Origin of the sequence: Streptomyces sp. CB09001, assembly GCF_003369795.1 — a bacterium.
In the GTDB taxonomy this organism is placed as follows: domain Bacteria; phylum Actinomycetota; class Actinomycetes; order Streptomycetales; family Streptomycetaceae; genus Streptomyces.
The window spans coordinates 2,277,002-2,296,383 of the sequence record NZ_CP026730.1 but is presented as its reverse complement, the minus strand read 5'-3'; the positions used below and the strand labels follow the sequence as shown (position 1 = coordinate 2,296,383).

Here is a 19,382-nt window from a genome sequence, read left to right as displayed (position 1 = left end):
GGACGGAGCCGGGACGGGCGTCAACGGTCGGTGTCGCGGAAGGGGAACCGGAAGCGGAAACGGCCATGAGGGAGCCTTCGGGTAGGGAGCCTTCGGGTAGAGAACCTTCGGGTGACGGGGTGGAGGAAACGGACGGGGCCCACGCCCCGGACGCCCAGGGCCAGGCAGAGGACGACGAAGACACCGCCGACGGTGGCGGCGCCGACGGCCGGCGGGAGGGCGGTGCGCGAAACGGCCGCACCGGCGTCGGCGGCCCGGTCCGCGGCCAGCGCGCCCGCGCCGGTCGCCACCGCCGCCGCCAGCAAGGGCCGGCCCAGGTCGCCCAGGACCCGCCGGACCCGCACCGGCACGCTGCGCGGGCCCGTCCCGGCGAGCAGCAGCGCGGCGGTGACGGTGATGCCGGCGGCGTTGGCGGCGGCGATGCCGGTCACGCCCCACGGGCCGACCGCGGCGGCACCGGCGACGGCGGTGGCGGTGACGCCGACACCCATCGCGCCGAACGGGTACCAGGAGGCACGGCCCGCGCAGAAGTAGGACCGGGCCAGCGCGCCCACCACGGTCTGGCCGAGCAGCCCGAGGGCGTACACGCGCATGACGCCCGCGGTCGCCGCCGTGTCCGCCGCCGTGAACGCGCCGCGCTGGAAGAGCAGTTCGATGATCTGCGGTGCGCAGGCGACGACGGTGGCCGCGCCGAGGAGCACCAGGCGGGCCGCCAGCGCCACGTCCCGCTCGACCCGGTCGCGGGCCCGTTCCGTGTCGCCGTCGGCCAGCGCGCGGGCGACCACCGGGAAGGTGACCGTGCACAGCATCAGCGACAGCGTCATGGGGATCTGGGCGACCTTCTGCGCGTAGTTCAGGTGCGAGATGGCCCCGGAGGGGAGCCCGGAGGCGAGGAAGCGCTCGATGAGTACCTGGGACTGGCGGCACAGGGCGAACAGCAGGACGGTGGTGAACAGGGCGAGGGCGAGGGGACGCGCCTCGTCCCCGGTGCCCGGCGGGCGCCCGCCGCCGCCCCGGCGGCGCAGTTGCCCGAGCAGCGAGGGCAGTTGCGCCACCACCATCAGGACACCGCCCACCGCGACCCCGACCGCCGCCGAGCGCACCCCCCAGCGCCCGCCGAGCACGAACATCGCCGTGATGATGCCGGTGTTGTAGGCGACGTAGATCGCCGCCGGTGCCAGGAAACGGCGGTGCGCCCGCAGCGCCGCGCTGCAGTACCCGGCCAGCCCGAAGCTGACGACGCAGGTGGCGGTGAGCCGGGTGCAGTCCACGGCGAGGGCGTGGTCGGCCAGTCCCGGTGCCAGGGCCCGCACCAGCACCGGCGCGGCGGCGGCGACCAGCCCACCGGCCGCGGCGAAGGCCAGGGCCAGCCGGGGCAGCGTCGAGGCGACCAGCGTGCGGACCTGGTCGCCGGGGGCGCCCTGGGCGCGGCGGGCCAGCGCCAGGCTGAACATCGGGACCAGGGCGAAGGCCAGCCCGTCCTCGATCAGCAGCGTCGCCGCGAACTCCGGCACCGTCCACGCCACCAGGAAGGCGTCCGTCTCGCTGCCGGCCCCGAACAACCGGGCCAGCGCCTGGTCCCGGACCAGCCCGAGCACCGACCCGGCCACTGAGAGCACGGCCGTCACGAGGGCGGCGCGGGCGAGGAATCCCCGGGAGGACCGCTTCTCCTCGGCGGCGGCGTCCGGGCGGGGTGAGGTGCCGCGGGTGCCGGTGGAGGGGGCGGCGGTCAGGGTGACCGCCCGCGGCGTACCCTCCCGGGCGCCGGCGTGCGGTGCGTGGTCCGCGGTGCCCGCTGCGGCGGCTGTGCCCGTGGGGCCTGTCGGGCCCGTGGTGCCCGTGGTGCCCGTGGTGCAGGCTGTGCCCCCTGAGCCCGCTGTGCCCGCTGTGCCCGCTTCCGGCGCGGAGGAGCGGGCCGGTGGGACGGCGTCCCCGACCGTGCCGTCCGCACCGTCGCCGTCTGTCCCTCTCGCCCCGCGCGCGGTCATCGCCCCGCCACCTCCTGGGCCGGGGAGCCGAGCGCCCACCAGGCCGCCAGCCCGAAGCACACCGCCGTCAGGACGGTCGACGGCCCGCCGATGTCGGCGTACCCGAAGTCGGTCAGCTGCCACACCAGGAGCCCGCAGGCGACGAACGCGCAGTCCGGCACCGCCCCATGTTCCCGGCGTGCGGCGCGCAGCCGGCGCAGGCCCAGCACGAGCAGCGCCAGCCAGCTCCCGGCGAGTGCCGCCAGCCCGATCAGCCCCTGTTCGGCCAGCACCAGCAGATACATGTTGTGCGGGGACAGCAGCGGCTGCCTGCGGTAGCCGGCACCCGCGCCGTCCGTCTCGCTGCCCGAGGACAGCGCCAACGAGGCGTGTGCGTCACGGTGCTCGGGAAAACCCTTCAGTCCCACGCCGGTCAGCGGCCGCTCCCGCCACATCCCGGCCGCCGCCGCCCACATCGTGTACCGGTCGGTCACCGACTGGTCGGGAGCGTCCGTGACCTGAGTGATGCTGCCGACCCGTTCCTGGAGCATCGCCGTACCGACCCCGAAGCCGCCCACCAGCACCACCGCCGCCGCGACCGCGGCCGCCCCCACCGCCAGCGCCCGGCGCACCCCCGCGAGGAGCAGCTGCACCCCGCACGTCAGCGCCGTCGCGATCCACGCCCCGCGGCTGAACGACAGGGCGAGCGGCAGCAGCAGGACGAGCGCGCACCCGGCGGCGAGCAGCCGCTGCCGCACCGGCGTCCGGCCCAGCGCCAGCCCCACCGCGCAGACCAGCCCCAGGGAGACCACGGTCGCCATGCCCATCACGTCCTGCGGCCCGAAGGTGCCCACCGCCCGGATCCGCTCGCCCTGGTAGGACGCGCCGGTCCCGGTCAGGTACTGGTGCGCCCCGACCGCCCCCTGCCACAGGGCCAGCCCCACCATCGACCAGGTGAGCAGCCGTACGTCGGCCCGGTCGCGGACGAGCAGCAGGACGGCGGCCGGGACCAGGACGAAGACCTGGAGGTAGCGGCCGAGGCCCGCCAGTCCGGCCCCCGGCGACACGGCGCCCGCCGCGGCGACCGCGAGGCCGAGCACGGGCAGCCCGAGCACCACGGCCGCCGTACGGGACAGGGGGCGCCGCCGGTCCCGCACCAGCCGCAGCGCGCAGTACAGCACCGCCAGCGCGGAGACCGCGTCGGCCGGGTGCGCGCCGCCCCCGTCGTCCGGGGCGAGCGGCAGCGCGAGCAGTGCGACGACCGCGACCACGGCCAGTACGGGCGGCAGCCGCCGTACGCGCGCCGTCGGCGGGAGGGGCAGGGCGTGGGCCACCTGGGTCAGCTCCCCGTGGGGCGCACGAGCGCGGCGGCCGTGCGCAGCAGGATGCAGACGTCCCGCCACAGCGACCAGTCGTCGATGTAGGCGTTGTCGAAGCGGGCCCGGTCCTCGATGGAGGTGTCGCCGCGCAGCCCGTTGATCTGGGCCAGGCCCGTGATCCCGGCCGGCACCCGGTGGCGGGCCGCGTAGCCGGGGTGGGTCTGGCTGAACCGGGCCACGAAGTACGGGCGTTCGGGACGCGGGCCGACCAGGCTCATGTCGCCCCGGAAGACGTTCCACAGCTGGAGCAGCTCGTCCAGCGAGGTGCGCCGCAGGAAGCGGCAGAACCACGGCATCCGGCGTTCGTCCGCCACGCTCCACCGGGTCGCCGACTCGTGCTCGTCGGCCGGGCGGTGGGTGCGGAACTTCAGCAGCGTGAACGGCCTGCCGCCCTCCCCGACCCGCTCCTGCCGGAACAGCACGCCGGGACCGCCCACCACCCGCAGCGCCGTCGCGCAGGCCAGCAGCAGGGGGCCAAGCAGCAGCAACAGCGCCCCGGACACCGTCACGTCGAGGATCCGCTTGCCCGCGCCGCCCGGTCGCCGGACCGCGGGTTCCAGACGGCGGCAGGGGAACCCGGCGATCCGGTCCCCGGCCGGGCGGGCGGGGGCGTCGGCGTGCTCGGGCGCCTCGGCGTCCAGCTCCCACACCGTGCAGCCCGACCCGGCCAGCGTCCGCAGCAGGGCCGCCTGCCGGGGCCGGGCGGAGGGGTTCACCGGGGAGCCGACGACCAGGACGTCCCGCACGCCGTTCTGTACGACCGCCCGCCGCACCTCCTCGCCCGTGGACAGCACGGGCAGGCCCGCGGTGCCGTCCGGGCCGCCGGTGACGATCCCGACCGGGCGCATCCCGCAGCGGGGGTGGCGCAGCAGCGCCGAGGCCACGCGCTGCGCGGTCGCGCCGGGACCGACGACCAGAGCGGCGCGGGGGCGGTTCAGCAGCGCCGTACGGTGCCTGCGGTGCAGCGCGCCCCGGCCGGCGCAGCCCGTCACCGCGTGCAGCAGGAAACCGGCGCACAGGGTGCGCGCGGACAGAGCGTCAGACGGGGCGTACGCCGCGACGAGCGCCGCGAGCGCCAGCCACACCACCGCAATCCGGCCGCACAGGGCGGGCAGGTCGTCCAGCGCGCCGGACGTCCGCCGGGCCGGGCGCCTGCGCAGCAGGAGCGAGGCGGCCACCAGCAGGGCCGTGAGCAGGGGTTGGTGCGGGGTGCCGGTGAGGACCAGCGAGCCCGGCAGGGCCGCCGTGCCGTCCGCGACGAGCAGCGGCAGCGGGAAGTCCGGCCGTGGTGCGGGACGCCGGTCGGGCAGCCGCGGGCCCGCGGTGCCGTCGCGCGGCGGCAGCACCGAGACGGGGGAGGAGCCGAGGTCGCGCGACTGGCCGGCGGGGGAGGGAACGGTGCTTTCCGCGGTCACGGGTAGGTGGACTCCCTGCACTCGATGGGCGCGACGGCCGACCGCCGCACGGCCGCGGGCCTGTCGCCGATGTCGCCGGCGCGGTCGCCGGCGCCGTCGCCGGTGTGCGCCGCGGGCGTGGGCGGCCGTACGCCGTCCGGCAGGCCGCCGTCCGGCAGGCCGCCGTCCGGCAGGCCGCCGTACAGGAGGTCGCCGTACAGGGCCGCGACCGCCGCGGCCGTGTGCCGTACGTCGTGCGCGGACCGCACGTGCGCCCGCCCCCGGCGGCCGAGCGACGCCCGCAGCGGCGCGTCGAGCAGCAGCGCGGCGGCGGCGTCGGCCAGCGCCGCGGGATCCTCGGGCGGCACCACACAGTGCGGTACGAGGGCGGGCGGCAGGCCCTCACGGGCACCGTCCACGTCGGTCACCACCACGGGCCGCCCCCACGCCATCGCCTCCAGCGGGGCCAGTGCCATGCCCTCCCAGCGCGACGGCAGGACGACCAGGTCGGCGGCCCGGTACCAGACGGCGGCATCGGCGACGGCCCCCGCGAACAGCACGGACGCCGGGGCCCGCGCGGTCAGCCGGGCACGGTCCGGGCCGTCCCCTACGAGGACCAGCCGGGCGCCGGGCACCCGCGCTAGGACCGACTCCCAGGCGCTCAGCAGGACGTCCTGCCCCTTCTGCCGGCACAGCCGGCCCACGCACACCACCAACGGCGCGTGGGGGCCGACCCCGTGGAGCCGCCGCACACCGGCCGCGCCGCCGGGGGTGCCGGCGGGAGCCTCGTCGGGGGCTTCGGCGAGGGGGCGGGCGAGGTCGACGCCGTTCGGGATCACCGTCCAGGGTCCGCGCAGCCCGGCCTGTGTCCCCCGCAGCCGTTCCGCCTCGCTCACGCACACCGTCCGCGCCGTCCAGCGCGCCGCCCACCGCTCCCAGCCGAGCGCGAGGAGCGCGGCGGCGCCGCCGACCGCCTCGAACGACCAGGCGTGCGGCTGGAACACGGTCGGAATCCGGCCCCGCACGGCGAGCCGCCCGGCCAGACCGGCCTTGGCACTGTGCGCGTGCACCAGGTCGGGCCGTACCTCCTCGACCACGCGCACGAGCCGCCGTACCTCCGGCACCAGCGCCGGGCCGGGTGAGCGGGTCGACGGCCAGTGCCGCACATCGGCGCCCAGCGCACGCAGCCGGTCGGCGAGGCCCCCGGCGGGGCAGGCGACCGCGACGCGCAGTCCGGCGGCGAGCTGAGCCCGCGTCAGGTCCGTCACCACCCGGGCGACCCCGCCGCCCACCGGCTGAGTGAGGTGCAGAACCCGTGGCCGTAAGCCGGTCGGTGGCAGGTGCATGCGCGTTTCCTCGCCATACGGGTGCGTCGAACGGGTGCGTCGAGTGGATGCGTCGAATGGGTGCGTCGAATGGTGTGGGACTCTAGCCGCTATCCGTACTAATACGGCGAAATCGGGTAAGTGTGTTGGATTTGTGAACGCCGGTATTTCGCGAGATCACCCCTTTGGCGGCACAACTCGCGCCCGTGCCACGCGTTGACACTGCGCCGGGCAGCCGCCCGGATGTGTGTACAACCCCAAGGAGCACTTCTCCATGTCGCGTATCGCGAAGGGCCTGGCCCTGACCTCCGTCGCCGCCGCCGCGGTGGCGGGCACCGCCGGTGTCGCCGCCGCCGACAGCGGCGCGCAGGCCGCCGCCGCCCACTCCCCGGGCGTCCTGTCCGGCAACGTGGTGCAGGTCCCGGTCCACATCCCGGTCAACGTCTGTGGCAACACCATCGACATCATCGGCCTGCTGAACCCGGCGTTCGGCAACGAGTGCGAGAACGACTGACGTCGGCTCACCACTTGCCGTACCGGCCGTCCGTACCGCGGTTCCTCCGCGAGCGGGCGGCCGGTTCGCGTTGCCGCGCGGACGGCGGTGTGCTGCCCCGAATGGGGGGACCGGGCGGCGACACGGCGCACGGACCTTGACAGGGCGTCTCACCAGGTAGGACGCGGCCCGCGAGAAGGGCGGGCGGGCGCGCCGGGGCGCCGCCTGCGTTGCAGAGCGCCGAGGGCGCTTCCACGGTGGGCACAACATCCGACGCACCACCGAAAGGACCCCCCATGCGTCTGCCCGCACGGCGAATCGCCACCTCCGCTCTCTGCGCCGGCCTGCTGATCGGTATCTCCGGTCCGGCGGTGATGGCGGCCGACGGCGACTCGGTCCGGGAACGCACCCACGCGGCGTCCCGCGCACCCCTCCCCGACGCCGAGGAACTGCAGAGCCAGGTCGGCAGCCTGGCCGGTCTGGGCGGCGTGCTCACGCCCGTCACCGACATGCTCGGCGCCATCCTCAAGGCCGACAACGGCCAGCTCTCCGCCACGGACGCCGACAAGCTCTCCGCCGCCGTCAAGGACGCCCTCGCCAAGGCGGAGGCGGCGGACACGGACGCCGACGACGCGGCGACCACCCCGGGCACGACCACCCCCGGCACGACCACCCCGGCCCAGCCGCCGGCCGTGACCGCGCCGGAGGCCGGGACCGACACCCCGGTCACGCTGCCGGCGCCCGTCGCGGCACCGGGCGACGACGGGACGGCGGCGGCCTCCGACCTGACCGCGACCGCGACCGCCGAGCTGCAGAAGCAGGTCGACGCCCTGGTCAAGGCCACCACCTCCGGTACCGCCGAGCAGGTGACCCCCGCCGTCAAGGACGTGATGACCGGCATCGTCAACGTCGTCGCCGCCACGCTGGTCGGCAACGGGCTGCCCGCCGCGGACCTGGCCGGCCTGCCCGGCGTGGCGACCGCGCCGGAGGCCACGACGCCGGAGGCGACCACTCCGGAGGCCGCCGCACCGGCGAACCCCTCCTGACGCCGCCCCCGGCGACCCGGGCCGTCGCGCCTCCCTCTCTCGGAGGTGCGACGGCCCTTTCCGTGCCCGGAGATCTCATATGTCTTCCGGACGGCGGAGTTTCCGGGCCCGTCGCAGATCGTTAGGGAGGGCGTCAGCAAACCCTCCGGTGACACGGGTCGCCGAAGAAAGGAACACGATGAAGTCCCTCAAGGCCGCCGCCGTCGTCGCCGGTTCCCTGGTCGCCGCCGGCTCCGCCGCGCCCGCGTTCGCCTACGACGCCGCCGACGCCGCCGCACTCACGCCCACCAGCCTCAACGGCGCCGTGAACGCGCTGACCGCGGAGCCCATCGACGTCATGCCGATCAAACACCAGTCGGAAGCGCGGTCCGACGCGCTGGACACGGAGAACAAGGACTCCGTGCTGCACACCGTCAAGGGCGCCACCACGAAGCTGAACTCCGCGAACGGCCTGCTGGGCGGCCTCCCGCTGGGCGGCTGAAGCACCCCGCTCCCCCCGCTCCCCGTCTTCCGCTCCCCGTCTTCCGCTTCCCGCAGCCGTACCCCGCCGCGCTCCGAAGCCGTACCTGCCGCCTTCCCGAAGCCGAACCCCGCCTTCTCGAAAGGGACCGCTCCTGTCATGAAGCCGACCACCAGACGAACCCTGGCCGCCGTGGTCACCGGAGTGGCCGCCGCCGTCGGCGTAGCCGCGACCCCCGCCGCCGCGGCCCGGGCGGTTCCCGTGCCGGTGCCGCTGGGCGGCGCGGAGACGGCCCTCGGCATGGAGCTGCCCGAGGTGGCGGGCGAGCTGCCGGTGCCCACGGCGGGCGCACCGGAGGGCCCGCAGTACGTCGAGGGCCGGCTGCTGCCGGAGCGGACGCTGCCGCAACTGCCGGTGCGCGGCGGGCTGCCCGGCGTCGACGTGCGCCAGCCGCTGCCGCACATCCTCGGCGACGACTTCGACCACGCCGGTCTCGACGCCCCCGCCGCCGAGGTGCGCACCCTGGCGCCGGGACTGTCCCTGGACGCCCCGCTCACCGCGCCGAACCCGGAGGCCCTCGGCCTGCCGGCGCCCAAGCTTCCCGAGGTCGGCGTGCTCGCTCCGGTGGTCCAGACGGTTCCGGTGGCAGACCTGGGCGTCGGACCGGGCCTGTAGCCGTCCGGGCGGGCTCGCTCCCCGGAGCGGCCGTGCTCCGACTGGCCCTGCGAGCGGTGACCGCGGGGCCCGCCGTTCGGTTAGCGGTGCGGACCAACCGAAACGGACGAGGAGTGAGCCATGGTCGGCAACGCGGGCGCGACGGCGAACGGCGCAGAGCGGGAGTACGCGGCGGAGGACGCGGCGAGAGGCGGGCCGGCGTCCGGCACCCGACGGCAGGTGATGCGGGGGCTGCTCGCCCCGGCCCTCGCCGTCGGCCTGGCGCCCCTGATCGCCGCCTCGCGACCCTCCCGGGCCGCGGAGGCCGCCGCCACCGGACCGCGACCCGCCCACCCCGGGCCGCACGCCGCCGAGTCCGCCGCCTTCGACGAGACCTACCGCGGCCGGCGCATCCGGGGCATCCGCTCGGCCGCGGGCCGGGCCGTGGGCGCCGGTACCTGGCAGGTCACCGTGGACGGCCGGCCGCTGCACCTGATGCGCCGGGCGGACGGCAGCTGGCTGAGCATGGTCGACCACTACCGGTCGTACCCGACCCCGCTCGACGCGGCCCGCGGCGCCGTCGACGAACTCGGCCCCGGCGAGCACCTGCGCGACACCCCGTCCACGGACCACGGCCGGCACTCCGGGGGGCGGCATGGCGTACACGCGTAAGGACGTCGGCACGCTGACCCGCACCGAGAAGCGGCGGTTCGTCAACGCGCTGCTGGAGATCAAACGACGCGGGGAGTACGACGAGTTCGTGCGCACCCACATCGAGTACTACGTCTCCGACGGCGAGAACGGACTGCGTACGGCGCACATGGCGCCGTCCTTCCTGCCCTGGCACCGCCGGTTCCTGCTGGACCTGGAGGAGGCGCTGCGCCGGGTCGACTCGTCGGTCACGGTGCCGTACTGGGACTGGACCAAGGACCGCGGGACCACCTCCGCACCGTGGACCGCCGATCTTCTGGGCGGCACCGGGCGGCGGTCCGACCACCGGGTGACCACCGGCCCCTTCGCCCACGCCGAGGGCAACTGGACCCTCAGGGTGAACGTCACCGACACCGAGTACCTCACCCGGGACCTCGGACGCGCCGCCGACCCCCTCGAACTGCCCTCGAAGAGCGACCTGGAGTGGGCGCTGGACGACCCGAAGTACGACACCTCGCCCTACGACTCCACGGTCCGCAAGGGGTTCCGCAACAAGCTGGAGGGGTGGGGCGCGGGCCGCGGCAGCGTCTCCTGGCGCAACCACAACCGGGTCCACCGCTGGGTCGGCGGGGCCATGGTCGGCGGTGCCTCCGTCAACGACCCGGTGTTCTGGCTGCACCACGCCTTCGTCGACCTCCAGTGGTCCCGCTGGCAGGCCCGCCACCGCGGCGCCCGCTACCTGCCCGCCGAGCCGCCCGGCCGGGGCAGCGCACAGCGCGGGCGGATCGTCGCACGGCACGAGAAGCTGCCGCCGTGGGACGTGACACCGGACGAGCTGGAGGACGTCGGCAGGATCTACCGGTACGCCTGAACACATCCGCCCCGGGAACGGGAGGAGCCCCGGCCGGGACGGCCGGGGCTCCTCGGGTGCGCTGCGGACTCAGCCGCCGTAGCCGCCACTCTTGTCGTCGTCGTCGCCGTTTTCGCAGGCGTTGCCGAAGGCCGGGTTCAGCAGGCCGATCACGTCGATGGTGTTGCCGCAGACGTTGACCGGCACGTGCACCGGGACCTGGACGACGTTGCCGGACAGGACACCGGGCGAGCCGACGGCCGCGCCCGCCGCGCCCGCGTCCGCCATGGCCATGCCGGTGCCGCTGAGCACCACGGCACCGGCGCCGAGGGCGACACCGGCGGCCTTCGCGATGCGAGACATCACGTTCTCCTTCTGACTCGGGGAGCGCGGCGGCAGGACGCGCCGCCGCACTGCCGGTTCAACGCACCCGGTCGCAGCGGGTCACGGGGGGAATGTGCGGATCACCCTTTTTGAACGCGTGGTCGGGGCTGGTCGACGCGTGGTCGGGGCAGGGTCGGGGCGGCGACGCCGGGCGGAAAACCGTTCCCGTGCGCACCGGTGTGTCCACTAGCCTCCCGGCATGCCGAACGACCGAGCCGACTCGTCCAGCTACGCCTCCCAGAACCCTGAGGCTTCCGAGGCTTCCGGGGCTTCCGATTCCTCCCCGTCTTCGTCCTCGTCGTCCCCGTCGTCCCCGCCGTCCGCGTCGGCGGCACTGCCCGCTCTGTTCGCCGAGGAGAGCCGGGTGCGGGCCTTCGCTGCCGTGGCGCTGGGCGCGGGCGACGCCGCGGAGGTGGCCCGGGCGGCCGGCCTCTCCGCGAAGGAGACGGCCGGCGCCCTGCGCCGACTGCGGGAGCAGGGCGTGGTGACGTCCGGGGACGACGGCGGACTCGTCGTCGCCCATGACCGATTCAGGGAGCTGGCCCGCGTCGGCCGTACGGCGTCGGAGGCGCCCCGGGACGCCGCCGCGGTGGGCGACCAAGGACCGGGCGACATGATCGTGCGGACCTTCGTCAGGAACGGCCGGCTGGTGCGTCTCCCCGCACGCTGGACGCGCAAGAAGGTGGTGCTGCGGCACATCGCCGAGCAGACCTTCGCACCCGGCGTGGAGTACCCGGAGCGAACGGTCGACGAGAAGCTGCGCGCGTGGTGCGAGGACGGCGAGGTCGACCATGTGACGCTCCGGCGCCACCTGGTGGACTTTGGTCACCTGCGTCGGAGCGACGGCATCTACGTGCGCCCGGCGGACTCCGCCCGGACGGGCACCGCCTGAGCGCGCCTACGCCCGGTTCGGGGCCGGCGGCGGGGACACGGCGGGCAGCCGCCGTACGGGGGAGCCCGCGAGGTAGGCCCCGATCGCCTCGACGGCCTGGCCGTAGTACGTGGCGTAGTTGGCGCGCGAGACGTAGCCCAGGTGGGGTGTCGCGAGCAGGCGCGGGGCCGTGCGCATCGGGTGGCCGGCGGGCAGCGGCTCGGTGTCGAAGACGTCCACGCCGGCACCCGCGATGCGGCCCTCGTGCAGCGCGGCGAGCAGCGCCTCCTGGTCGACGATCGCCGCGCGCGAGGTGTTGACCAGGTAGGCGGTCGGCTTGAGCAGGGCCAGTTCGGCGGGGCCGAGCAGGCCCCGGGTGCGCTCGCCCAGCGCCAGGTGGACGGAGACGAAGTCGGCGGTCCTCAGGAGCTCTTCCTTGGAGGAGGCCAGTTCGACGCCGACCTCGTCGGTGCGCTCCCGGGTCAGGTTCCGGCTCCAGGCGCTCACCCGCATGCCGAAGGCCAGGCCGACCTGGGCCACCCGTCCGCCGATCCTGCCCAGGCCGAGCAGCCCGAGCCGGCGGCCGTGCAGGTCGGCGCCGACCGTCTGCTGCCAGGGGCCGCCCTCGCGCAGTCCGTTGCCCTCGCGGACGATGCCGCGGGCGAGGCCCAGCAGCAGCGCCCAGGTCAGCTCGACGGGCGGGGTCGAGGAGGAGGCCGTACCGCAGACGGTGACGCCGTGCGCTTCGGCGGCGGCGTAGTCGATCACGCTGTTGCGCATGCCGGAGGCGACGAGCAGCTTCAGCCGCGGCAGCCGGGCGATCAACGAGCGGGGGAACGGCACGCGTTCGCGCAGTGTGACCACGATGTCGGCGTCCGCGAGCGCCGCGGCGAGGGTGTCCTCGTCCGGGAAGTGGGTGTCGTGGGACACGACCTCCACCCGGTCGGCGACCGGCGACCAGTCGGCCACCTCGGTCGCCACCCCCTGGTAGTCGTCGAGTACGGCGCAGCGCAGTCGCACGGTGGGTGGTCCCTCTCGCCGAAGGGGCAGTGGCGGCCGCCGAGTCTACCGAGGCCGGTCACGCGCCGACGCGGGGAGTACGGTCCCGCGGTCCCGCGGGCGGGCGGGCGGTCGGCGTGGTCGGAGCGGTGGCCTCGGGCGGAGGAGGACGGGTGGGAGCGCGCGGCCGGGTCGCCGGCCCGCACGCCGAGCCACCGGCACCGGAGAGGGTGCCCTCCAGGAAGGAGGGGTGTCCGGCGCCCCCGGCAGGACTCGAACCTGCGGCCAAGCGCTTAGAAGCCTTATTGCCCAACGTGCCCATATTCACTGTGACATCACCACGTTAAGCAGTGGAGATACGCAGGGTCAAACGCTGCCCACCCTGCGTATCGTCTTGCCCACCGGACGGCACGGGTGCTCTGAACTGGCCGGTCAATCAGTCGCCTCATGCCGCTCACTCCTGGCGTCGTGGGCACTCATCACACCCTCTCGGGGGGATGTTCCCTCACCCACTCGCGTACGCACCCAACCAGGGCTTCCGGGTCTATACCTGACCTCTGCCTGACCCATGCACCACACCCAACCGAGCGCGCGTCAGGCTGCATCGACCTCGTCGTCAGGCACAGACACAGGCAGCGGCTTGGAGAAGTCGATGACCACGGACCCCTTCGGCACCACCCGAGATACTTCGAGCCGCCTCCCGTCGTCCAGTATCAGCCGCCCCTCATCGTCAAACCCCACGATCTCGGAACCCACGACGTCCAACAGTTCCAGCTTCTCCACGGCTCTCGCCCCTTTCGTTCGGTCACCGAACTGCCTCTGTCGGCGACACCGGAACCATCCCTCCCGACCATCGACCACGGCAAGTCACCATCGTCACGCTGCGCAATCACCCATGTGTCACGCCTGATAGGTGGCACATGCACGCAACCCCCGGACCTGCGCTTTCCCTCGCGGAGTGAACTGCACCACACCAGCCGTGCTCACTCAGGCTCGATGCCCTGTCGCGCACGAGAGACGGACGATCACCACTCGTCCGCGCAGCGTAGAAAGCGAGCGTAGAAACGTCCCCGCGCTGGAGCGTAGAAAAACCGTAGAATTCTACGCCCACCAACCGTAGATCTACGCGTAGAAAGATCGGTTCTACGCTCTCTTTCTACGGTCATTCCTGCACGTCAGAGGCGTAGAAGCTCTCTTTCTACGTCTCTGCGTGCGTGTGCTCTTTAAGAGCACACACGCAGACGCAAAGAAGATCGGTAAGAGCAGAGCTAGCGCGCGTGCGGAATGCGCGCGCACGCGCACGAGTAGGACATCCATTCCCTGTCGCGCGAGACGGAGCACCAAGCCCTACTCCCCAAGATCACGACTATGCCGGCGAGCATCGATCGCACGACGTGCACACGAGACACAGACTCTCGCTCTCACTTGCTCCCGTAAGAGCCCTGACAACGCCTCAGGAGCTCTCACACATCTCGCCGACAGACACGCTCGCTCACACTCTCTCGCCGTCCGAGAGACGCGCACAGAGCTCCAGCCGCCAAACGGCCCTCGAACTCAGAGTTCCCACTCACGGAGGGGAGAGAGCCGAGGACCAGTTGGTTCGGTGTGTGCGTCAGGCTGCCGCTATGCGACGGCTCGAAGCGGGCGGGAACTTGATGTACTCAGGGCACGGCGGGAGACCCAACTCCCGACGGGTGGACTGCCACAGCCGCGCGCACTTCTCGATGTAGTCCGGCGCGGTCGGGTCCAGCTTGCGCATTCCCCGACGGACCTTGTCACGCAGGACCATAGTCAAGGCTTCCTCTGTAGACACTTGCCGCTCCTTGCTCCCTCACTAGCCTTTACGACTGTGCGCAGCACAGTAAGCGCCATTCTGCGGCTGCGCACCGCGTGGCTAATCCAGAGGCTTCACGGTCGGCAGGTGGATAAGATTGCCGTCCGAGTTCTGGCCCACGACTTCCGCCCGGCGCAACTTGGAGATGTTGTCTCGGATGTCGGCGTTGTGGCGGGCGTCGTCCACGTCCGGCTTCGCCGTCTTCAACTCGGCAAGGATGGCAGCGCCCCACTCCTTCCGCGAGAGACCGTCGGCTCCGGCCGCAGCGATAAGGCGTTCCGCGATAGCGCGGGTGGAGTTGCCCTCGATCGCTGCCGCTCGCTCACTCGGAGGGGTGTGGGACGTTCCCGTCGGCTCCTCGGCAGTGATGCGGACGTCTAGCGTGTCGTCGCCCGCCGAGCTGTCCATGACCAGGTAGCCGACCGGCTTACCCTTCCTGAATCCGGTCTTGCCCTTGTTGTCCTTGGCCAGGTATAGCGCCGAGTAACCCCAGTCGCCGTCCACGCCATCCCGGATCGGTGCGAGCCGGTAGGCCGCGCCCTGGAACTTGTCCAGCTTGCTGTGATGGCCGCTCGGGCGATCCTGCGCCTTCTCACTGAGACCAACGTGGTCAATGGCGATGCCGGTCATCTCCGGGTCCGCATCGCGGTAAGGGTCGAAGTAAGTGGTAACCACGTCGCTCATGGCGTCCGCGTCATTGGGATTGAGGCCCAGGAGTTTCATGCACGGGTTGACCGAGTCGAGGATGACAAGGGAAGGCGGCTCCTCCTCATTGTCGAACGGCACCCATCCCTTGGTGACCTTGACGGGGTGGAAGTAGTAGTCAGCCAGGATCTGGTGGACACCCTGCCGGACCAGCATGTCCCGGAGTTCATCCCCCGTCATGTCCTCGAAGGTGAGCCACACCACCGGTTGCGAGTTCATGACGTACTCGGCCACCACGTGCAGGAGAAGGGTCGTCTTACCCGAGCCGCCCTTGCCGAACAGGTAGTTCAACTTGGCCCGGTAGAACAGAGCGCGGGCGCTGTCCTCGAACCGGCCGACATCGACACGGATATCCGCCGTGGTCTCCTGGAGTTCCTTTTGACGGTCCTCGTTATAGCGGGCGTTGGCTTCCCGGATCAGCCAGCCGGGGGGCAACGCCTGGAAGGGCTCGTATTCCCGTGCACCCGTATCCCTGGGAGAGATGGGCCGCCCCAACTGGGTCTCCTCCAGGTAGCCCGCTGTGAGCAAGTTCTGAGCAAGAGCCTTCTCCACCGCCGACGGGGGATCGGCCTCGTACTGCTCTCGCCAGTAAGCACGCTTGGCCTCGAAGTCCTTCACAGCCCCGTGGTACCACTCGTCATTGGCCCTGTCTTCCTCCCGCTCCGCTTCCTCTTCCAGCGCCTCTTCGTGCGCGGCCTCGATCTCTTCACGAGAGACCAGGGTGAATGACGGCTCGCCGTCCCTGCCGACAATGGGGAGGACGTGCAACTGACCATTCCGGTCGTACCCGTCTCCAAGCTGGTCGTCGTTTCCCGTGCCGTCATCGCGTGCAGTAGAGTCGTGCATTGCAGTTCCTTTCCTGTGTTGGGTGTGGTGAATAGGGCGGAGTATTCCCGGCTCCGCCCTATTCCTCTTTCTGCGCACGACGGCACTTCTGGAACGCCCGCAGGTTCATCGGGTGGTCGCACCCCTCGTGATCCGGCGTCTGCTCACAGACGCGGCCCCAGTATACGGTCTTGGGGTGCTTGCATTCCGCGTGAGCGCGGACGTACCGGCACACCTCGCGGGGGATCTTTCCCGCCTCGTGATTGCAGTCCGCGTGACTGAAAATGCGCTTAACCATGACGGCCTCTTTTCGCTGAATTGGGTTCGCCAGATCAATGTACGAATCTGGCGAGCCACGCTCCAAGCGAGCATGGTCTTATGCCAGATGTGTTGTTCGTCACATCTTTGCCGATCTTGAAACTGTGCCCCTTCTCGCATTCCGCGCGGTCTCGCATAAGCCCCAAGTCTTGACCGTTTGTGCACAGTCACCCGCATTAATAGCGTTCTTCGTGTTGTCGCAGTCATTCGAGAGGAGGTAGTGATGGCAACGCGAGTTGACCCGTCAAGGCTCGAAAAGGACCCGCCGCGAATCCCCTGGGACGAGTTCACCGACGGCTTTTGGTGGGAGATCGCCGCGAGCGAAGCCGAGGGCTACTCAGGCAGCCTGACCGGCTTCCGCAGCACTCTCTACAGTTACGCACGCCGGAACTCCCTAACGGTCACCACACGCACGCTCGGAACGCGTATGCGCTTCCAGTTCAAGGAGAAGAAGTGAGCACCCAGCCGAAGATGACCCTGGATTTCTCGAAGATCCGGGGCGGTAGGTTCAACCCCATCCACAAGCCCGAGGGCGAATACCTGGGCGTGGTCACCTCCTTCGAGGAGACCAAGACGCGTTCCGGCACAGCCATGTGGGTATTCGGCGTGACTCTGCGCCAGGACTCCAGCGCGATCTACCCGGTGTACTGCATCCTCAACACGGAGAGCGTTTGGAAGCTCCGTCGGCTCCTCATGGCCGTCGGATTCACGGTCCCGAAGAAGCGGATCACCGTGGACGGGAACAAGTTGATCGGCAAGGACATCGCCGTCTGCCTGGAAGACGATGAATACGAGGACGGAGAGAAGTCCGTCATCGGCTCCGTCTTCCCCGCCTCGGAATACGAGGGTTCCCCCCGGGACGCCGACAAGGTGTGCACCACACCCCCCGACTCCGACTTCCAGGCGGTGTTCCTGGAACTGTTCCGGCGTCTCGTCGGCCAGGGACCTCACGGCCCCGAGGGGATAGAAGCCCTCACCATGGCCCTGAGCAGGCACGGCTTGGACCCCGACAACGCGGTGGGCCCCGCCATCAACAACCTGGCGTCATCTGTCTACGAGGCGGGCGACAAGATCCGGGGCGGCCTCGACAGCATCGCCCAGGCAATCCGTGGAGCCGTCAGGTGCACCGACTGTTATGAGTGGTTCATCCCGGCCGACCTCGTCCAGGTCGACGAGATCGGCTACCGCCCCAACAAGCCGACCTGCAAGCCGTGTGCGGTCAAAGTGACCAAGCCGACCGGCGCCGCCCAGGAATGGGCCCGTCGCATTCGCATCGAACGGCAGGCGTCTCACACCCACCAGCCGGAAGAACTCGCCGAGAGCCTGGGTATCGAACTGCCCGACGAGGAGAACTGATGGCTGAGTACATCTTCCGGCGCGGCAAGATCAATGCCGTGTTCGGTGCGCGCGGTGTCGGGAAGACCTGGGTGGCCACTGGCGCGGTGGCTCAGTTCCTCCGCGAGGGCGAGGAGATCGCCTGGTTCTGTTTCGACTGTCCTCCAGGCAACGACTCCGCCGCTCGCTGTCTGGCCCAGCTTTACGAACGGCTCGGCCTGTTTGGTGTGGGGGATCGGATCAACCGCTTCCACCACTACCCGACCCCGCCGGCCGATTGGCGGAAGTCCAACCGGTACCTGGTCAGCCCCACGGGCCTGGTCGTGTTCGACGGCATGAGGGAGGAGCACGACCACGAGGCGTACATCCAGCCGTTCCACACCAGCGTGCCGACGGCAACGGTGATCATCACCGAGGCCGACGAGAGCCGGAAGCCCCCTCATCCCCTCACCCAAAGGGTGCCCCTGCTCTACCACCTGAACGACGGCACGGACACCGGGGGCGAGGACGACGGCGGCGAGATGGTCCGCCTGAGCCTGGACGAGATGTTCAGCCCCGGCCGCAACTCCCCAGCCGATCACACGTTCCGGATCGTCTGACTCTCACGCGCTGAGTGACGCGCGCTCTGTGTGCCCCAAACGGCGCTGAGCGCGCGTCTCGGCGTCTCTCACGTCTCGCTGACACACACTCACAGTCGAGACGAGAGAGCGCCCTAGAGGCGCGCAGAGCGATTCGTGGAACAGGCGTAGCCGAGCCACCAGAAAACCCTGAGACCAGTGGTCGTCATGGTCTCAGGGCTTCTGACCCCGAACACCCAGCGCAAGGAAGGGGCTCTGGTGAATTATCTCAGACGGCAGAGCCACGCTCCAAAGGAATCAGGGAGCGGTCTTAGCGGCGCGGGCCTTCCGGCACTTCTGCCGCTCGTGCTTGGTCATGGGGTGGGTGCACGTCGCGTGGGAAGTCTGGACGCCCAGGGAGCGCCGCTTATCGGCCGACGAGAGGACAGCGGCTCTCTGACTGCCCCAGCCGTCCAGTGCGGCTACCTCCCGAGGCAGGTAGTCCAATACCCCAGAGTCCATGTCGGCGCTGTCCCCGATGACGAACCGGATGCCGTTCTCAGTGGACTTGGCAGAGCACTTGAGGCCGTAGTTACTGGCATGGGCGCGTAGGCGGCGCTCGAACTGGTGGGGTGTGGTGTTCTCGCCGGTGAGTTCCTGGATCTCCTCGGCGGTCAGTTCGTGAACCTTGTCATCCATGAACTGAGCCCAGCGGGAGCGGAGTTTCTTCTCTCGGAAGTCGGCGGGGTTCCGGCTCGCATCCTGGGTGCGTCGGCACTGTTCCTTCGCCCACGGACTATTCGGGTGGAGGCAATCCCGATGAGAGAACCGCTTCCTCCTTGGCTTCTGGGCTGATTCAACTCCACTGGGGAACTCGGGATGGTGGGCCCACTCGTACACCCCTGTTTGGTGGTCCCACTCGATGGCACCCTCGGCGGTGATCCAATCAAGGTAAAGGTAGGGGTGTCCAGCCTCATCGGGGAAGAATTCCCGCCGGACCTCATCGACAGTGACGCGCCGCTTCTCGTGGATGAAGTCACGGACCCAGCCCAGAAGTTCCAAGTCAAGCTCAACGGCGCTCATCCGCCACCACCGCTTTCATCAGGGCGTGCCACATCGCGTCAGCGGCGGCGTACGGCTGCTGTTCCCCAGTCCACTTCTCGGTCGGCTTCCTCGTGGCCTTGAGCCGCTTATGGGCCTTGTTCTTCTTCCTGGGCACGGCTCACCTCCCGCGGAATTCGGATATGCAGACACGCCGGAAGCGTGGATGGAACGGGGGGTGTGGCACAGGTCGAGGGCAGACCTACGTACCACACCCCCCGCTCGTGTTCCCGG

The 19,382-nt window shown here is 71.3% G+C and carries 20 protein-coding genes; 10 read left to right on the top strand and 10 right to left on the bottom strand.

Annotation, left to right across the window (positions count from 1 at the left end; genetic code table 11):
• Positions 1–20: 20 nt before the first annotated feature.
• From C4J65_RS10590 to C4J65_RS10575, 4 genes are read right to left on the bottom strand one after another with little or no spacing between them, the layout of a single operon-like run.
• Entirely contained in the window at positions 21–1,988 is a 1,968-nt protein-coding gene (locus tag C4J65_RS10590; protein WP_240330399.1) for a lipid II flippase MurJ, read from the bottom strand.
• The gene (locus C4J65_RS10585) at positions 1,985–3,301 is read right to left on the bottom strand and encodes an O-antigen ligase family protein (RefSeq protein ID WP_115742187.1); all 1,317 of its coding nucleotides are present in this window, start codon (positions 3,299–3,301) and stop codon (positions 1,985–1,987) included. Before C4J65_RS10585 ends, C4J65_RS10590 begins: the two co-directional genes overlap by 4 nt.
• A 5-nt stretch (positions 3,302–3,306) precedes the next feature.
• A complete protein-coding gene (locus tag C4J65_RS10580) occupies positions 3,307–4,761 on the bottom strand; it encodes a sugar transferase (RefSeq protein WP_115742186.1) in 1,455 nt (484 codons plus the stop codon).
• Entirely contained in the window at positions 4,758–6,086 is a 1,329-nt protein-coding gene (locus C4J65_RS10575; RefSeq protein ID WP_115742185.1) for a glycosyltransferase, read from the bottom strand. Before C4J65_RS10575 ends, C4J65_RS10580 begins: the two co-directional genes overlap by 4 nt.
• Before the next feature lie 253 nt (positions 6,087–6,339).
• Between C4J65_RS10575 and chpG the strand changes: the two genes are divergently transcribed.
• The 6 genes from chpG to C4J65_RS10545 all read left to right on the top strand — a co-directional run bounded on the left by chpG (position 6,340) and on the right by C4J65_RS10545 (position 10,240).
• Positions 6,340–6,579 carry a chaplin ChpG gene (gene chpG / locus C4J65_RS10570; RefSeq protein ID WP_030179666.1) on the top strand — a complete coding sequence of 80 codons (240 nt, stop codon included), beginning with the start codon at positions 6,340–6,342 and terminating at the stop codon, positions 6,577–6,579.
• Between the two features lie 275 nt (positions 6,580–6,854).
• Positions 6,855–7,604, top strand: a complete 750-nt coding sequence (locus tag C4J65_RS10565; RefSeq protein WP_115742184.1) for a hypothetical protein — start codon at positions 6,855–6,857, stop codon at positions 7,602–7,604.
• 178 nt (positions 7,605–7,782) lie between these two features.
• The gene (locus tag C4J65_RS10560; protein WP_115742183.1) at positions 7,783–8,085 is read left to right on the top strand and encodes a hypothetical protein; all 303 of its coding nucleotides are present in this window, start codon (positions 7,783–7,785) and stop codon (positions 8,083–8,085) included.
• A 138-nt stretch (positions 8,086–8,223) separates the two neighbouring features.
• A complete protein-coding gene (locus C4J65_RS10555) occupies positions 8,224–8,739 on the top strand; it encodes a hypothetical protein (protein WP_115742182.1) in 516 nt (171 codons plus the stop codon).
• A gap of 120 nt (positions 8,740–8,859) precedes the next feature.
• Positions 8,860–9,390, top strand: a complete 531-nt coding sequence (locus C4J65_RS10550) for a tyrosinase family oxidase copper chaperone (protein WP_115742181.1) — start codon at positions 8,860–8,862, stop codon at positions 9,388–9,390.
• On the top strand, positions 9,374–10,240 hold the full coding sequence (locus C4J65_RS10545; RefSeq protein WP_115742180.1) for a tyrosinase family protein: 867 nt from the start codon (positions 9,374–9,376) through the stop codon (positions 10,238–10,240). The genes C4J65_RS10550 and C4J65_RS10545 overlap by 17 nt, the downstream gene beginning before the upstream one ends.
• Before the next feature lie 69 nt (positions 10,241–10,309).
• Here the strand turns inward: C4J65_RS10545 and chpF are convergent, their stop codons facing one another.
• Positions 10,310–10,582, bottom strand: a complete 273-nt coding sequence (gene chpF, locus C4J65_RS10540) for a chaplin ChpF (RefSeq protein ID WP_115742179.1) — start codon at positions 10,580–10,582, stop codon at positions 10,310–10,312.
• A 220-nt stretch (positions 10,583–10,802) separates the two neighbouring features.
• On the opposite strand from chpF, the gene C4J65_RS10535 reads away from it, so the two are divergent.
• Entirely contained in the window at positions 10,803–11,495 is a 693-nt protein-coding gene (locus C4J65_RS10535; RefSeq protein WP_240330398.1) for a DUF2087 domain-containing protein, read from the top strand.
• Positions 11,496–11,501: 6 nt separating this feature from the next.
• Here C4J65_RS10535 and C4J65_RS10530 read toward each other — a convergent pair whose 3' ends face one another.
• The 3 genes from C4J65_RS10530 to C4J65_RS10515 all read right to left on the bottom strand — a co-directional run bounded on the left by C4J65_RS10530 (position 11,502) and on the right by C4J65_RS10515 (position 15,858).
• Entirely contained in the window at positions 11,502–12,494 is a 993-nt protein-coding gene (locus C4J65_RS10530) for a D-2-hydroxyacid dehydrogenase family protein (RefSeq protein ID WP_115742178.1), read from the bottom strand.
• A gap of 573 nt (positions 12,495–13,067) precedes the next feature.
• The gene (locus C4J65_RS10525) at positions 13,068–13,256 is read right to left on the bottom strand and encodes a hypothetical protein (protein ID WP_115742177.1); all 189 of its coding nucleotides are present in this window, start codon (positions 13,254–13,256) and stop codon (positions 13,068–13,070) included.
• A gap of 1,111 nt (positions 13,257–14,367) precedes the next feature.
• The gene (locus C4J65_RS10515) at positions 14,368–15,858 is read right to left on the bottom strand and encodes an AAA family ATPase (protein WP_115742176.1); all 1,491 of its coding nucleotides are present in this window, start codon (positions 15,856–15,858) and stop codon (positions 14,368–14,370) included.
• Between the two features lie 520 nt (positions 15,859–16,378).
• Between C4J65_RS10515 and C4J65_RS10510 the strand changes: the two genes are divergently transcribed.
• Genes C4J65_RS10510 through C4J65_RS10500 form a run of 3 tightly spaced genes read left to right on the top strand, consistent with a single transcriptional unit; the run spans position 16,379 to position 18,089 of the window.
• Positions 16,379–16,612: a hypothetical protein gene (locus C4J65_RS10510; protein ID WP_115742175.1), complete on the top strand. Its 234-nt coding sequence runs from the start codon at positions 16,379–16,381 to the stop codon at positions 16,610–16,612.
• Complete coding sequence (locus tag C4J65_RS10505) at positions 16,609–17,511, top strand: hypothetical protein (protein ID WP_115742174.1); 903 nt, start codon at positions 16,609–16,611, stop codon at positions 17,509–17,511. The genes C4J65_RS10510 and C4J65_RS10505 overlap by 4 nt, the downstream gene beginning before the upstream one ends.
• The gene (locus C4J65_RS10500) at positions 17,511–18,089 is read left to right on the top strand and encodes a hypothetical protein (protein WP_115742173.1); all 579 of its coding nucleotides are present in this window, start codon (positions 17,511–17,513) and stop codon (positions 18,087–18,089) included. Before C4J65_RS10505 ends, C4J65_RS10500 begins: the two co-directional genes overlap by 1 nt.
• 276 nt (positions 18,090–18,365) lie before the next feature.
• Here C4J65_RS10500 and C4J65_RS10495 read toward each other — a convergent pair whose 3' ends face one another.
• Together C4J65_RS10495 and C4J65_RS36015 are read right to left on the bottom strand one after the other, a co-directional pair.
• Positions 18,366–19,130 (bottom strand): hypothetical protein, encoded by a 765-nt coding sequence (locus tag C4J65_RS10495; RefSeq protein ID WP_115742172.1) that lies wholly within the window; start codon positions 19,128–19,130, stop codon positions 18,366–18,368.
• Positions 19,117–19,266: a hypothetical protein gene (locus C4J65_RS36015; protein WP_162833125.1), complete on the bottom strand. Its 150-nt coding sequence runs from the start codon at positions 19,264–19,266 to the stop codon at positions 19,117–19,119. Before C4J65_RS36015 ends, C4J65_RS10495 begins: the two co-directional genes overlap by 14 nt.
• Positions 19,267–19,382 lie beyond the last annotated feature (116 nt).

Excerpts from the sequence above, each read along its gene's own strand:
- C4J65_RS10590 (WP_240330399.1), bottom strand. The coding sequence starts at position 1,988 with ATGACCGCGCGCGGGGCGAGAGGGACAGACGGCGACGGTGCGGACGGC.
- C4J65_RS10575 (WP_115742185.1), bottom strand. The coding sequence starts at position 6,086 with ATGCACCTGCCACCGACCGGCTTACGGCCACGGGTTCTGCACCTCACT.
- chpG (WP_030179666.1), top strand. The coding sequence starts at position 6,340 with ATGTCGCGTATCGCGAAGGGCCTGGCCCTGACCTCCGTCGCCGCCGCC.
- C4J65_RS10565 (WP_115742184.1), top strand. The coding sequence starts at position 6,855 with ATGCGTCTGCCCGCACGGCGAATCGCCACCTCCGCTCTCTGCGCCGGC.
- C4J65_RS10560 (WP_115742183.1), top strand. The coding sequence starts at position 7,783 with ATGAAGTCCCTCAAGGCCGCCGCCGTCGTCGCCGGTTCCCTGGTCGCC.
- C4J65_RS10555 (WP_115742182.1), top strand. The coding sequence starts at position 8,224 with ATGAAGCCGACCACCAGACGAACCCTGGCCGCCGTGGTCACCGGAGTG.
- C4J65_RS10550 (WP_115742181.1), top strand. The coding sequence starts at position 8,860 with ATGGTCGGCAACGCGGGCGCGACGGCGAACGGCGCAGAGCGGGAGTAC.
- C4J65_RS10545 (WP_115742180.1), top strand. The coding sequence starts at position 9,374 with ATGGCGTACACGCGTAAGGACGTCGGCACGCTGACCCGCACCGAGAAG.
- chpF (WP_115742179.1), bottom strand. The coding sequence starts at position 10,582 with ATGTCTCGCATCGCGAAGGCCGCCGGTGTCGCCCTCGGCGCCGGTGCC.
- C4J65_RS10535 (WP_240330398.1), top strand. The coding sequence starts at position 10,803 with ATGCCGAACGACCGAGCCGACTCGTCCAGCTACGCCTCCCAGAACCCT.
- C4J65_RS10515 (WP_115742176.1), bottom strand. The coding sequence starts at position 15,858 with ATGCACGACTCTACTGCACGCGATGACGGCACGGGAAACGACGACCAG.
- C4J65_RS10510 (WP_115742175.1), top strand. The coding sequence starts at position 16,379 with ATGGCAACGCGAGTTGACCCGTCAAGGCTCGAAAAGGACCCGCCGCGA.
- C4J65_RS10500 (WP_115742173.1), top strand. The coding sequence starts at position 17,511 with ATGGCTGAGTACATCTTCCGGCGCGGCAAGATCAATGCCGTGTTCGGT.
- C4J65_RS10495 (WP_115742172.1), bottom strand. The coding sequence starts at position 19,130 with ATGAGCGCCGTTGAGCTTGACTTGGAACTTCTGGGCTGGGTCCGTGAC.